We start from the raw sequence: 13,176 nt of genomic DNA on the forward strand, positions 1-13,176 counted from the left end.
CAGGCACCAGTAACACAACCACAGCAGCGAGAGGTGATCGATGGGCGTCACGGACCCCGCCGGGCCGGTGATGGACCGGGACGAGGTGGACCGTGCGCTGGCGCGGCTCGGCGCGGAGCACGAGGCGATCGAGACCTCGCTCCTCGCCCTCCAGGACCACGCGGGCCGCAGACTCCTGGAGGGCGCCGACCTGACCGGCACCACCAAGGAGCGCTGGGCCGCCGCCGACGCGTCGATCACGCTGCTGTGGGCGTACTTCGACGCGTACACCGGCGCGCTGCGCTCCGCCCGTGACATCCGTTCCCGGCGCCGCTGGTCCAGCCGCGAGGACCTGGCGGAGCTGACCGAGCTGCTGCGCGGCGAGTCCGTCACCGTCGCCGGGTCGACCACGGCCGCCGCCGACGCGGCGGGTTCCTCGGGTGGTCCGGGCCGGCTCAGTGAGCGGTTCACGCTGGTCACGCTCGTCGACCGGATGAACGAGCTGTACGCGACCTCGCTCGACATGGTCGTCGCCGCCGACGCGGTCTGGTCGGCGCTGCCCGCCCGGATAGATTTACTGGCCGCGGAGCTCCAGCGCACCCGCCGGCTCGCGCACTCCGTGGGGGTGCGCCCCGGCGAACACCCCGCCGGCGACGACCTGGAGCGCATCACGCGCGTCCTGACGTCGCTGCGCGAGCAGGTGGTGTCCGACCCGCTCGCGTTCTGGGTGCGCGCCGAGGGCAGAAGCACCGCGCCGGGCGGCGGCCGTCCGGACACCACGGTGTACGACCGGGAGGCGCGTGCCCTGGAGGACGTGCGCCGGGAGATCGACGCGGTGCTCACCGTCCGCCAGGACGCGGAACAGCGGCTCCTGCGGCTGCGGGACGTGCTCAGCCGTGCCGACCGCACCCTCGCCGAGGCGCGCACCGCGCGCGGCGAGGTCCTCGCGAAGATCGCCGCCACCGAGGTGCCCGCGGTGAGCGGTCCGCCGACCGTGCTGCAGGAACAGCTGGCCACGGCCGCCGAGTACCGCCGGCACGCCCAGTGGCACCGGCTGTCACCGCTGCTGGAGTCCCTGGAGGAGAAGGCCGAGGACGAACTGCTGCGCGCCCGCGAGTCGTTGACGGCGGTCACGCAGCCGCTGGCGGTTCGCGCGGAGCTGCGCGGCCGGCTCGACGCCTACCGGGCGAAGGTCGCCCGGCACGGACTCGCGGAGGACTCGCTGCTGATCGAGCGGTACGACGCGGCTCGGCGCATGCTGTGGAGCGCGCCCTGCGACCTGCGGGTGGCCGAACAGGCCGTCCTGCGCTACCAGCACGCGGCCGCCGAGCAACTGGGCGCCCCGCGACTGCCGGAACAGGGCGGGCCCCAGGACCGTGGGGGACCGGGCGCGTGAGGAAGAAGGGGGACTCGACGTCATGACTCAGGCACAGCAGACCTGCCAGCGGCCCGACTGCGGCGGGACGTACGAGGACATGGGTGGCGGCGAGCTGTACTGCGACACCTGCGGGCTGGCGCCGGTCGTCCCGGTGGCCGCCCCGGCCGGCGGGCTGCCCGCCGGTGCCGCCGCCGACCCGGGCTCCGGCGCGTCGGGCAGCGTCAGCGTGCGCGCCGGCCGCGGCAGTTCCCGTACGTCCTCGCAGTCGTCGAAGTCCCGGCGCTCGGTGTCGGGCCGGCTGTCGCGCTCGGAGTCGGGCCGCTCCACGGGCCGCTCGGTGTCGGTGCGCAGCTCCGGCTCGTCCTCCGCCTCGTCCTCCCGCGGGCGCCTGGGCGCCGGCCTGGTCGAGGTGCCCGGGGTGCCGCGGCCCGACCCGCGCGCGATGGTGCTGGACAACCCCGAGGTGCCCGAGCGCAAGCGGTTCTGCTCGCGCTCCGACTGCGGTGCGCCGGTGGGGCGTTCGCGCGGTGAGCACGCCGGGCGCACCGAGGGGTTCTGCACCAAGTGCGGCCACCCCTACTCGTTCGTCCCGAAGCTGAAGGGCGGCGACGTCGTCCACGGCCAGTACGAGGTCGCGGGCTGTCTGGCGCACGGCGGGCTCGGCTGGGTCTACCTGGCGGTGGACCGCGCGGTGTCGGACCGCTGGGTGGTCCTCAAGGGCCTGCTGGACACGGGCGACCAGGACGCGATGGCCGCCGCGATCTCCGAGCGGCGCTTCCTCGCGGAGATCGAGCACGCCAACATCGTGCGGATCTACAACTTCGTGGAGCACCTCGACCAGCGCACGGGTTCGCTGGACGGGTACATCGTGATGGAGTACGTCGGCGGCAAGTCGCTGAAGGAGATCGCCAACGCCCGCCGGACGACCGCGGGCAAGCGGGATCCGCTGCCGGTGGAGCAGGCGTGCGCGTACGGGATCGAGGCGCTGGAGGCGCTCGGTCACCTGCACAGCCGCAACCTGCTGTACTGCGACTTCAAGGTCGACAACGCGATCCAGACCGAGGACCAGCTCAAGCTGATCGACATGGGCGCGGTGCGCAGGATGGACGACGACGAGTCGGCCATCTACGGCACGGTGGGCTACCAGGCGCCGGAGGTCGCGGAGGTCGGCCCGTCGGTGGCGTCCGACCTGTACACGGTGGCCCGCACGCTCGCGGTGCTGACCTTCGACTTCCAGGGCTACACGAACGTCTTCGTGGACTCCCTGCCCGACCCCGACCACATAGAGGTCTTCCGCCGCTACGAGTCGTTCTACCGGCTGCTGGTGCGGGCCACCGACCCCGACCCGGGCCGCCGGTTCGCCTCCGCGCAGGAGCTGTCCGAGCAGCTGACGGGCGTGCTGCGCGAGGTCGTCTCCCTGCAGACGGGTCGGGCGCGGCCGGCGCTGTCCACCCTGTTCGGTCCCGAAGTGCGGGTCACCGACACGGAGTTGTTCCCTCGGCTGGACGGCGAGGTGTCGCGGCTCGGGGCCCGGGTGGTGCGGGCGAGACGCCGTGGCGCGTCCGCCGCCGCGACACCGGCCGTTCCGGGTGCCGTTCACGTCCCGGCCGCCGTGCCGGCTCCGGGCGCTCTCGCCGCCGCCCCCGCCGCCGCCCCTCTCCCCGTCCCGGGTCCCGCGGCGGGCTCCAGCCGGGGCTCCGCCGCCCAGCCGTCCGCGGGCATCGTCAAGGCCGTCGACGCCGCCGCGGCGGCCCTCGCCCTGCCCGTGCCCCTGGTCGACCCGGCCGACCCCAACGCCGGTTTCCTGGCGGCCCTGCTGACCACCGCGCCGGCCGAACTGCTCGGCGCCCTGGCCGCCGCGCCGGCCGAGTCGACCGAGACCCGGCTGCGGCAGATCCGCGCCTGGCTGGAGAACGGCGACGCGCACGCGGCCCTCGCGGCCCTGCTGAAGCTGGAGGAGGAGCGGCCCGACGACTGGAGGGTCGTCTGGTACCGGGGCGTGGCCGCGCTGGTGACCGGCGACCACGAGGGCGCCGCGCTCGCCTTCGACGCCGTCTACGACGCCTTCCCGGGCGAGCCGGCGCCCAAGCTGGCCCTCGGCCTGTGCGCGGAGGTGCTGGGCCAGCTCGACAACGCCGCCGAGTACTACCGCCTGGTGTGGTCGACCGACCCGAGCTATGTGAGCACCGCCTTCGGGCTGGCCCGCGTGCAGCTCGCGACCGGCGACCGCGGGGGCGCCGTACAGACGCTGGAGTCGGTGCCGGAGAGTTCCATCCACTACACGGCCGCGCGGGTGGCGGCCGTCCGCGCGCGGCTGCGTCAACGCACGGCTTCCGCCGGTGACGTACCGTTCCTGGACGACCTGACCGCCGCCGCCGGGCAGGTCGAGGCGCTGGACGCGTACGGTCTGGACCCGGCCCGGCGTGAACAGTTGTCGGCCGAGGTCCTCGGCTGCGCGCTGGACTGGATACTCTCCGGGGGCCAGGGTTTTGCCCCTGACCCGCTCCCGGCCCCGGCCGGGCGGGGGGACCCCCGTGCCGCCGGGGGGCGGACGCTGCTCGGCAGCGACCTGGACGAGCGGGGTCTGCGCTTCGGCCTGGAGCGTTCGTACCGCACGCTGGCCCGGCTCGCACGCGGCGGCGAGGAGAGGATCGACCTGGTGGAACGAGCCAACCGTTACCGCCCCCGGACGTGGGTGTAGTTGATGTCGCAGATGCCCCAGCTGTCCGCCTGCCCGAGCTGCGAGGAACCACTCGAGTCGGGTGACCGTTTCTGCGGTGCGTGCGGATACGACCTGTCCGCCGTCCCCGGACGGCCGGACGACAACCCGACCATCGCCATGCACGGCCGGACAGCGCCCGCGCCGGGCGCCGACCCGGCCTGGCCCGTGGCCCCCGAGCCAGGCAGCTCCGGCCGTCCCGCGCCGGTGCACCTGCCGACGGACCTCCAGGGGACCGACTCGGGCGGTCGCGCCCTGCCGTCGGCCGTGCCGCCGCAGCCGTCCCACGCCACGGGCGCGCCGGTCCCGCACGAGGCCGGCACACCGGTGTCCCCCGCCGCGGGCGTACGGTTCGACCGCGGGCCGGAACCCGAGGAGTACCCGTTGCAGGCACCGGACCCGCGCGCGGCCACGGAACCGCCGGCGCCCGCCGCGGGCGCCCAGGTGTGCGTGGCCTGCCGGGCGGGCCGCGTCGACGACGACGGCTACTGCGAGAACTGCGGGCACGCCCAGCCCCGCGAGCGCGACCACATGGAGCAGGAGGCCGGCCCGGTCGCCGCGGTCAGCGACCGCGGCCTGCGCCACCACCGCAACGAGGACGCCTTCGCCCTCGGCACCAGCGTCCTGCCGGACGGCTCCCCCGTGATCCTGGCCGTCGTCTGCGACGGCGTCTCCTCGGCGACCCGCCCGGACGACGCCTCGCTCGCCGCGTCCCGCGCGGCGAGCGAATCGCTGCTGGCGGCCCTGCCGGCGGGCACGCATCCGCAGCAGGCCCTGCACGACGCGATCATCGCGGCCTCGCACGCCGTCAACGCGCTCGCCGGGGAACCCGCCACGGCCCGCGAGCACACCCCGCACCAGAACGCCCCCGCCTGCACCTTCGTCGGCTCAGTGGTGACTGCCGGGCTGCTGGTCGTCGGCTGGGTCGGCGACAGCCGCGCCTACTGGGTGCCGGCCGACCGCGCCACGCCCCCGGCCCGGCTCACCGAGGACGACTCGTGGGCCGCGCAGATGGTCGCCGCCGGCCTGATGAACGAGGCGGAGGCGTACGCCGACGAACGCGCCCACGCGATCACCGGCTGGCTCGGCGCCGACGCCTACGAACTGGAGCCGCACACCGCGTCCTTCAAGCCGGACCGGCCCGGTGTGGTCGTGGTGTGCACCGACGGCCTGTGGAACTACGCCGAGGGGGCCGGGGAGATGGCCGAGATCGTCCCCGTCGACGCCGCGGCGCGGCCGCTGCACGCCGCCCAGGTCCTGGTCGGTCACGCCCTGGACGGCGGGGGCCACGACAACGTAACAGTGGCGCTGCTGCCGTTCCCGGCCCCGCCGCAGGGGGCAGGATCGGCGTAGGCCCTGCCTTCGAAACTCCCGTCCGCCCCACCGGGCCCCCGCCGGCACCTCCGCCGCGGGGCCGCCCGCCGGACGGCGGCGGGAGGACGACGAGGAGGGCCCGGGGGAAGCCCGGACGGACCGGTGGGGACCGGTCGTCCACAGTCATCGCCCCGCCTCGGCGGGGTACGAGGGGGATGTGAACAGGCATGGCCAATTTCTCGAAGTCCCGCGTGCCGCAGTTCTCGGTGGACGTGTACCAGAACGAGTTCCTGCCCGAGGGCGGCCGTGAGGTCAGCGCCATCGTCACGGTGACCGCCACCGGCGGCGGCACGGTCGGCAGCGCGGCGGCGCCGCACCACTACACGCCCGGTCAGGGCCCGTCCGCGGCCGTCGCGATCATGGTCGACTGCTCGGGTTCGATGGACTACCCGCCGACGAAGATGCGCAACGCCCGCGACGCCACCTCGGCGGCCATCGACACCCTGCGCGACGGCGTGCACTTCGCGGTCATCGGCGGCACGCACGTCGCCAAGGAGGTCTACCCCGGCGGCGGGCGGCTCGCGGTCGCCGACGCCACCACCCGCGGGCAGGCCAAGCACGCGCTGCGCAAGCTGACCGCGACCGGCGGCACGGCCATCGGCACCTGGCTGCGCCTCGCCGACCGCCTGCTGTCCTCGGCCGACGTCGGTATCCGGCACGGCATCCTGCTCACCGACGGCCGCAACGAGCACGAGTCGCCCGAGGACCTCAAGGCCGCCCTGGACTCCTGCGCCGGGCGCTTCACCTGTGACGCCCGGGGCGTGGGCACCGACTGGGAAGTGAAAGAAGTCACAGGGATCGCCTCCGCCCTGCTCGGCACCTCCGACATCGTCGCCGACCCGGCCGGTCTCGCCGCCGACTTCACGCGGATGATGGAGACGGCGATGGGCAAGGAGGTCGCGGACGTGTCGCTGCGGCTGTGGACGCCGGTCGGCACCACGGTGAAGTTCGTCAAGCAGGTCGCACCCACCGTCGAGGACCTCACCGGCCGCCGCACCGAGGCGGGCCCGCGCGCCGGCGACTACCCCACCGGCTCCTGGGGGGACGAGTCCCGTGACTACCACGTCTGCGTCGAGGTCCCGGTCGCGGGCCTGGGCCGGGAGATGCTCGCCGCCCGGGTCTCGCTGGTCGTCCCGCAGCCCGGGGACGGCGCCCAGAACCTCGGCGCGCAGGGTCTCGTACGGGCCGTGTGGACCGACGACATGGTCGCGTCCACGTCCATCAATCCGCAGGTCGCGCACTACACCGGCCAGGCCGAACTGGCCCAGGTCATCCAGCAGGGACTCGACCTTCGCAAAGCGGGCGATATCGACGGAGCAACGGCCAAACTGGGCCGGGCCGTTCAGCTCGCCGGCGACTCCGGAAACGCGGATACTGCGAAACTGCTTGCGAAGGTGGTGGACGTGGTCGACGCCGCGACAGGTACTGTGCGACTGAAGGCGAAGGTCGCGGAGGCCGACGAGATGACGCTCGAAACCCGGTCCACAAAGACTGTTCGTGTAAAGAAGTGACAGAGCGAGTCACGAGCCCGACCCTCCCGGGGTCGGAGAAACCGGTCGAAAGACCGGAAAAGGAGAGGGGGAAGCGCCGACATGCCGACCTGCCCGAACGGACACCAGTCGGGTTCCGACGACTGGTGCGAGGTCTGCGGTCACCGCATGGCCGGTGCCGTGCCCCCGCCCCCTCCGCCCCCGCCACCGAGCGGCTACGGCTTCCCGCCGCCGGGCCAGGGCACTCAGCCCGGCCGGCCGCACCTGTCCGCCGTGCCCGACCACGAGCCGGAGCTGTGCCCGCAGTGCCGTACGCCCCGTGAGGGCGGTGCGCCGTTCTGTGAGGAGTGCCGGTGGAACTTCCTGACGAACACGGCCACTTCGTACACACCGGCAGCCCCGCGCCCGCCGGCGCCGGGCTCCGGCCAGGCCCCCCGCTTCCAGCAGCCGCCCGGCCCGTCCTACGGCGGCGGTGACTCCTACGACTACCAGAGCTCGCGCCCCTCGCAGATGAACCGGCCGGCCGAGCCGATCCCGCCGTACGGCGGGGAGCCCTCGCGCCCCGCCGGCCCGCAGGGCGGCTACGGCGGCCCCGGCGGCCAGGGCGGTCCTCCCGGCGGCTACGGCGGCCAGGGCGGGCAGCCCGGCTACGGCGGCCAGGGCGGCCCGGGCGGCCAGTCCGGCTACGGCGGCGACCCCTCGCGCCAGGCTCCCCCACGGCCCGGACCCACGCAGGGCGGGCAGGGCGTCCCGCAGGCGTACCAGCCGCCCGGCCAGGGCGCCCCGACCGGCTATCCGCAGGAGACCGGCCGCCCCCAGCAGGGCGGTCCGTCCTTCGGCGGCGGTGACGACGACTGGGTGCTGCCCCCGCCGTCCGCCACCGCGCCCGGCGGCGGCTACGGCTACCCGCAGCCCGGCTCGGGCCAGGCCCCGCCGCACCTCGGCTTCCCGCAGCAGCCGGCGACCTGGACCGCGACCATCGGCCCGGACCGCGAGTACTTCATGGCGATGATGCACCGCTCCGGCCCCGAGGCGGCGGGCCTCAACCTGCCCGCGTACTCGCCCGAGCAGCAGCGCACGCTCACCGGCAACCAGATCACCATCGGCCGGCGCCGCCACTCCACCGGGGACACCCCGGACATCGACCTGTCGGTGCCGCCGGAGGACCCGGGCGTCTCCCACCAGCACGCGGTGCTGGTGCAGCAGCCGGACGGCAACTGGGCGGTCGTCGACCAGAACTCGACGAACGGCACGACCGTCAACGGCTCGGAGGAGCCGATCCAGCCCTTCGTGCCGGTGCCGCTGCAGGACGGCGACCGGGTGCACGTCGGGGCGTGGACGACGATCACGGTCCGCCGGGGCTGACCCGCCGGTTCAGCGGAGGGGCCAGGTGTACGGCCCCTCCGGATCGTCCAGCCAGGCCCACTCGCGTCCGCCGCTGAGCGTGATGCCGTACCGCTCGCGCCGGGGCATGTCCTCGCGCGCCCACAGCGCGTACGCCTCGCGCGGTTCCAGGCAGCCGCGGGTCAGGGTCAGCAGGAAGTGGAACAGGTCGTGCTCCGCCGCCCGGCGCGGCACCTCGTCCGGTGGCGGCGCCTCCGCGGCGGCGCGGTCCGCGCCGCGCAGCGGCACGAAGTAGGCGGGCGTGTGCAGGAAGCGTCCCTCGGCATGCCAGGCGTCGCGCACCGTCAGGGTGATCAGCCCGGTGGCGAGCGGGGTGAGGATGCGGGCACCGGGACGGCACTGGGCGGGCCAGGCGAGCGGCACCGACGGCAGGGCGCAGGTCGCGACGATCCGGTCGAAGGGGGCGCGCTCGGGCACTCCGCGGGCGCCGTCGCCGGTGACGACGGCCGGGTGGTGGCCGGCCTCGGCGAGGTGCCGTCGCGCCGACTCGGCGATCTCCGGCTCCAGATCGACGGTGGTGACCAGTTCGTCGGCCCCGAGCCGGTGGGCGAGCAGGGCCGCGTTGTAGCCGGTGCCCGCGCCGATCTCCAGGACCCGGTCGCCGTCGCGCACGCCGAGCTCGACCAGCATCATCGCCATCAGCGAGGGCTGACTGCTGGAGGAGAGCAGCTCGCCGTCGCGCAGCCGGGTCGCCAGCGGGGCGTCGGCGTAGGCGCCGCGCAGCCAGCGCTCCCGGGTGCCGGGGTCCGGGCTCTGGCCCCACCTCCGTTCGTAGCCACCCCGGACGCCGACGTAGTAGTACGGCACGAAGAGATGCCGCGGGACGGCCTCGAACGCCTCCCGCCAGACCGGTTCGGTGGCCCAGGCCCCGCTCGCCTCGATCTCGCGCACCAGGGACGCCCGCGCCGAGTCGGCGAGGGCGGACAGGTCGCCGTCGAGGGCGTGCGCGCTCATACGTCCACTGTGCTGCGGGACGCGGCACGAGGCGAACGGCGGGACCGGACGGCCCGGAATGAGCTGTTCCGTGAGGGTTGTCCAGCCGGATCCGGAGTGGGTGCCGCGCCCGGGCCGGGGCGGGCGCGGGGAGGGCCCGGGACAGGTCCTGGGCCCCGGGTCCCAGGTCGTGCCGTCTGAGACCATGGACGGGTGAAAGAGATCCGGCGCGGCACGCTTCAGGAGCAGACCTTCTACGAACAGGTCGGCGGGGAGGACACCTTCCGCCGCCTCGTCCACCGCTTCTACGAGGGAGTCGCCGAGGACCCGGTCCTGCGGCCCATGTACCCCGAGGAGGACCTCGGCCCGGCCGAGGACCGGCTCACGCTCTTCCTCATCCAGTACTGGGGCGGTCCGACGACGTACAGCGACAACCGCGGCCATCCCCGGCTGCGGATGCGCCACGCGCCCTTCACCGTCGACCGCGCGGCGCACGACGCCTGGCTGAAGCACATGCGGGACGCCGTGGACTCCCTCGGTCTGTCCGAGGAGCACGAGACGACGTTGTGGAACTACCTGACGTACGCGGCCGCCTCGATGGTCAACACCCCGGAGTGACACCCCGGCGCCGTCGCCCGTCGTCCCGCTGAGGGCCGACGCGGTCAGCGGACGCTGACGCCCAGCGTCCCGAGGCCCGCCCTGCGCAGGGCGATCGATCCGTAGGGGGTGCGCAGTCTGAGCCAGGCCCCCGACGAGAACAGGCTCGGCGGCGCCTCCGCGGGGGCGGGGTCGCCCCCGGGGGCGGTGGAGGGGCGCAGGAAGCCCAGCGACTGGGCCGCGTGCACGGCCCGCACGGTCAGCTGGGTGCCCCCGACGGTCCGGGACCAGATCTCCCGTCCCACCCGGTCGAGTTCAAAACGCGTGCGCTGTTCGGGCGCCAACTCCTCGGTGCGGGAGCGGAATTCACCGACCGCGGCGGCGACCAGCGCGCGCAGGCGCTCCGGCGCCGGCAGTCCCGGCTCGGCCCGCCAGCCGGTCCGCGGCGGCAGCACCCCGGCCCAGGGCGGACCGGTGACCGCCACCGGAACGGCGGCCGTGGCCGCCGACTCGTGGACGGCCTCCAGGAGTTCACCGGCGGACACGGTGACGTCCAGGCTGACGTCGAGCCCGTGCTCGTACGGCTTGGCGAGGCGCACCGCGCGGATCGCGAGGACCTCGAAGGAGGCGGGCCGGCCGAAGACGGCGAGCGCGGTCCCGGCCGCCTGCACACGCACCGCGGCGGCACGGTCGTAGTGGATCAGCCGGGAGAGGAAGGCAGCGAGGTCCGCCGCCTCCCCCTCGTCGGCGAGGTGGAGGACCGTCATGCGGCGACGGCCTCCTCCTCGTCGTCGTCCCGGTACTCCGCGAGGAACTCCCGCTCCTCCGCGGTGATCCGGCGCGGCCGCTGCGCCTCGAAGTCGAACGGCACGATCACCGTCGAGGCCCGGACGTAGACCTGGTCCGGGTCCTTGACCTCGTAGGTCAGCGTGAAGGAGGCCGCTCTGATCTCCGTGACCCACAGCTCGATGTCCACGGGCGCGTGCCGGTGGACCAGCTGCCGCTTGTAGTCGATCTCATGGCGCGCCACCACGGACCCCTGCTGGAAATCCTTGTCCGGGCGGAACAGGAAGTCGATACGGGCTTCCTCCAGGTACCGGAGGAAGACCACGTTGTTGACGTGGCCGTACGCGTCCATGTCCGCCCAGCGCAGTGGGCAGCGGTAGATGTGCCGCAAGAGATCAGCCCCGGGTCAGCTTCTTGTAGGTGGCACGGTGCGGGCGCGCGGCGTCCGCACCGAGACGCTCGACCTTGTTCTTCTCGTACGACTCGAAGTTGCCCTCGAACCAGAACCACTTGGAGTCACCCTCGTAGGCGAGGATGTGCGTGGCGACCCGGTCCAGGAACCACCGGTCGTGGGAGACCACGACGGCGCAGCCCGGGAACTCCAGCAGGGCGTTCTCCAGGGACGACAGCGTCTCGACGTCCAGGTCGTTGGTCGGCTCGTCGAGGAGCAGCAGGTTGCCGCCCTGCTTGAGGGTGAGCGCGAGGTTGAGGCGGTTGCGCTCACCGCCGGAGAGCACGCCGGCCGGCTTCTGCTGGTCGGGGCCCTTGAAGCCGAAGGCGGAGACGTACGCCCGGGACGGCATCTCGACCTGGCCCACGTTGATGTAGTCCAGCTCGTCGGAGACGACGGCCCACAGGGTCTTCTTCGGGTCGATGTTCTCGCGGCCCTGGTCGACGTAGGCGATCTTGACGGTCTCGCCGACCTTGATCGTGCCGGAGTCCGGCGTCTCCAGGCCCTGGATCATCTTGAAGAGCGTGGTCTTGCCGGCGCCGTTCGGGCCGATCACACCGACGATGCCGTTGCGCGGCAGGGTGAAGCTGAGGTCGTCGATGAGGACCTTCTCACCGAATGCCTTGGAGAGGTTGTTGACCTCGACCACGATGGAGCCCAGACGCGGGCCCGGCGGGATCTGGATCTCCTCGAAGTCCAGCTTCCGCATCTTGTCGGCCTCGGCCGCCATCTCCTCGTACCGCGCGAGGCGGGCCTTGGACTTGGCCTGGCGTCCCTTGGCGTTGGAGCGGACCCACTCGAGTTCCTCCTTCAGACGCTTGGCCCGCTTGGCGTCCTTCTGGCCCTCGACCTTGAGACGGGACTGCTTGCTCTCCAGGTAGGTGGAGTAGTTGCCCTCGTAGCCGATGGCGCGGCCGCGGTCGAGCTCCAGGATCCAGCCCGCGACGTTGTCCAGGAAGTACCGGTCGTGGGTGACGGCGACGACGGTGCCGGGGTACTTCGCGAGGTGCTGCTCCAGCCACTGCACGGACTCGGCGTCCAGGTGGTTGGTGGGCTCGTCGAGCAGCAGCAGGTCGGGGGCCTCGATCAGCAGCTTGCACAGCGCGACGCGGCGGCGCTCACCACCGGAGAGGTTGGTGACCGGCCAGTCGCCGGGCGGGCAGCCCAGGGCGTCCATGGCCTGCTCCAGCTGGGTGTCCAGGTCCCACGCGTTGGCGTGGTCCAGGTCCTCCTGGAGCTTGCCCATCTCGTCCATCAGGGCGTCCGAGTAGTCGGTCGCCATGAGCTCGGCGACCTCGTTGAACCGGTTGAGCTTGCCCATGATCTCGGAGGCGCCGTCCTGCACGTTCTGCAGGACGGTCTTGGACTCGTCCAGCGGCGGCTCCTGCTGGAGCATGCCCACCGTGTAGCCGGGCGAGATGAAGGCGTCACCGTTGGACGGCTGCTCCAGACCGGCCATGATCTTGAGAACGGTGGACTTACCGGCACCGTTCGGACCGACCACACCGATCTTCGCGCCGGGCAGGAAGCTCAGCGTGACGTCGTCAAGGATCACCTTGTCGCCGTGCGCCTTACGCGTCTTGCGCATGGTGTAAATGAACTCAGCCAAGAGAAACCGTCCGGCAGCTTGAAACTGGCAGTGGGCAGATACACCCCATCTTGCCTGACGTCCACCCTCGGGTCCTAACCCGAATGGGCGGGGGGCCGTGAGCTGGGGGTTCGTGGGCGGTGACGGTGGCTCGGCTGTCACTGCCGGTCGCCGTCGGTCGACCTCCGGCACCCCCGCACGGCCCAGGGACGGCCCAGCACGGCACGCGGTCCGAGCCCCGTGGCATTGTCCGTGCCGGCGGTCATGGTTCTGATTCCCCGCAACCGCCGCTCACGACCGTGTGGCCGTCCCGCACCCCGCATCGTGGGCCTCCCGCATGCGCGTTCCCAGGGAGCGGAGTTGGTCTTTCGCGGGGTGCTCGCACTGCTCGCTGGCAGCGTTCTCATGACGGTGGCCTGCGGCTACCGCGGGGTCGACGTGTGGGATTGGGCGGACGTGGTGGTCACGCGTCGTCGG

At 73.2% G+C, this 13,176-nt stretch carries 10 protein-coding genes; 6 read left to right on the forward strand and 4 right to left on the reverse strand.

Annotated features, from left to right (window positions below):
* Positions 1-40 precede the first annotated feature (40 nt).
* The 5 genes from ABZT03_RS24330 to ABZT03_RS24350 all read left to right on the forward strand — a co-directional run bounded on the left by ABZT03_RS24330 (position 41) and on the right by ABZT03_RS24350 (position 8,305).
* On the forward strand, positions 41-1,375 hold the full coding sequence (locus tag ABZT03_RS24330) for a hypothetical protein (RefSeq protein WP_356042558.1): 1,335 nt from the start codon (positions 41-43) through the stop codon (positions 1,373-1,375).
* A 22-nt stretch (positions 1,376-1,397) separates the two neighbouring features.
* Complete coding sequence (locus ABZT03_RS24335) at positions 1,398-4,058, forward strand: tetratricopeptide repeat protein (RefSeq protein ID WP_356042560.1); 2,661 nt, start codon at positions 1,398-1,400, stop codon at positions 4,056-4,058.
* Positions 4,059-5,429 (forward strand): protein phosphatase 2C domain-containing protein, encoded by a 1,371-nt coding sequence (locus ABZT03_RS24340; protein WP_356042561.1) that lies wholly within the window; start codon positions 4,059-4,061, stop codon positions 5,427-5,429. It begins immediately after the preceding gene.
* 188 nt (positions 5,430-5,617) lie between these two features.
* Positions 5,618-6,961, forward strand: a complete 1,344-nt coding sequence (locus ABZT03_RS24345) for a VWA domain-containing protein (RefSeq protein ID WP_356042563.1) — start codon at positions 5,618-5,620, stop codon at positions 6,959-6,961.
* Positions 6,962-7,042: 81 nt separating this feature from the next.
* Positions 7,043-8,305 (forward strand): FHA domain-containing protein, encoded by a 1,263-nt coding sequence (locus ABZT03_RS24350; protein WP_356042565.1) that lies wholly within the window; start codon positions 7,043-7,045, stop codon positions 8,303-8,305.
* A gap of 9 nt (positions 8,306-8,314) precedes the next feature.
* On the opposite strand, the gene ABZT03_RS24355 is transcribed toward ABZT03_RS24350, so the two are convergent.
* Positions 8,315-9,298, reverse strand: coding sequence for a methyltransferase domain-containing protein (locus tag ABZT03_RS24355; RefSeq protein WP_356042567.1), 984 nt, complete (start codon positions 9,296-9,298; stop codon positions 8,315-8,317).
* Between the two features lie 192 nt (positions 9,299-9,490).
* On the opposite strand from ABZT03_RS24355, the gene ABZT03_RS24360 reads away from it, so the two are divergent.
* Positions 9,491-9,895: a globin gene (locus ABZT03_RS24360; protein ID WP_356042569.1), complete on the forward strand. Its 405-nt coding sequence runs from the start codon at positions 9,491-9,493 to the stop codon at positions 9,893-9,895.
* A gap of 44 nt (positions 9,896-9,939) precedes the next feature.
* Here the strand turns inward: ABZT03_RS24360 and ABZT03_RS24365 are convergent, their stop codons facing one another.
* Genes ABZT03_RS24365 through ettA form a run of 3 tightly spaced genes read right to left on the reverse strand, consistent with a single transcriptional unit; the run spans position 9,940 to position 12,720 of the window.
* On the reverse strand, positions 9,940-10,641 hold the full coding sequence (locus ABZT03_RS24365; RefSeq protein WP_356042571.1) for a hypothetical protein: 702 nt from the start codon (positions 10,639-10,641) through the stop codon (positions 9,940-9,942).
* Positions 10,638-11,051: a thioesterase family protein gene (locus ABZT03_RS24370; protein ID WP_356042573.1), complete on the reverse strand. Its 414-nt coding sequence runs from the start codon at positions 11,049-11,051 to the stop codon at positions 10,638-10,640. The genes ABZT03_RS24365 and ABZT03_RS24370 overlap by 4 nt, the downstream gene beginning before the upstream one ends.
* A 4-nt stretch (positions 11,052-11,055) precedes the next feature.
* Positions 11,056-12,720, reverse strand: coding sequence for an energy-dependent translational throttle protein EttA (ettA, locus tag ABZT03_RS24375; RefSeq protein ID WP_356042575.1), 1,665 nt, complete (start codon positions 12,718-12,720; stop codon positions 11,056-11,058).
* Between the last annotated feature and the right edge of the window lie 456 nt (positions 12,721-13,176).

This window comes from Streptomyces sp. NPDC005574 (assembly GCF_040605435.1).
Classification (GTDB): Bacteria; Actinomycetota; Actinomycetes; order Streptomycetales; family Streptomycetaceae; genus Streptomyces.

What these genes read in the sequence shown, in the direction of transcription:
- ABZT03_RS24330 (WP_356042558.1), top strand. Translation starts at nt 41, where the DNA reads ATGGGCGTCACGGACCCCGCCGGGCCGGTGATGGACCGGGACGAGGTG.
- ABZT03_RS24335 (WP_356042560.1), top strand. Translation starts at nt 1,398, where the DNA reads ATGACTCAGGCACAGCAGACCTGCCAGCGGCCCGACTGCGGCGGGACG.
- ABZT03_RS24345 (WP_356042563.1), top strand. Translation starts at nt 5,618, where the DNA reads ATGGCCAATTTCTCGAAGTCCCGCGTGCCGCAGTTCTCGGTGGACGTG.
- ABZT03_RS24350 (WP_356042565.1), top strand. Translation starts at nt 7,043, where the DNA reads ATGCCGACCTGCCCGAACGGACACCAGTCGGGTTCCGACGACTGGTGC.
- ABZT03_RS24355 (WP_356042567.1), bottom strand. Translation starts at nt 9,298, where the DNA reads ATGAGCGCGCACGCCCTCGACGGCGACCTGTCCGCCCTCGCCGACTCG.
- ABZT03_RS24365 (WP_356042571.1), bottom strand. Translation starts at nt 10,641, where the DNA reads ATGACGGTCCTCCACCTCGCCGACGAGGGGGAGGCGGCGGACCTCGCT.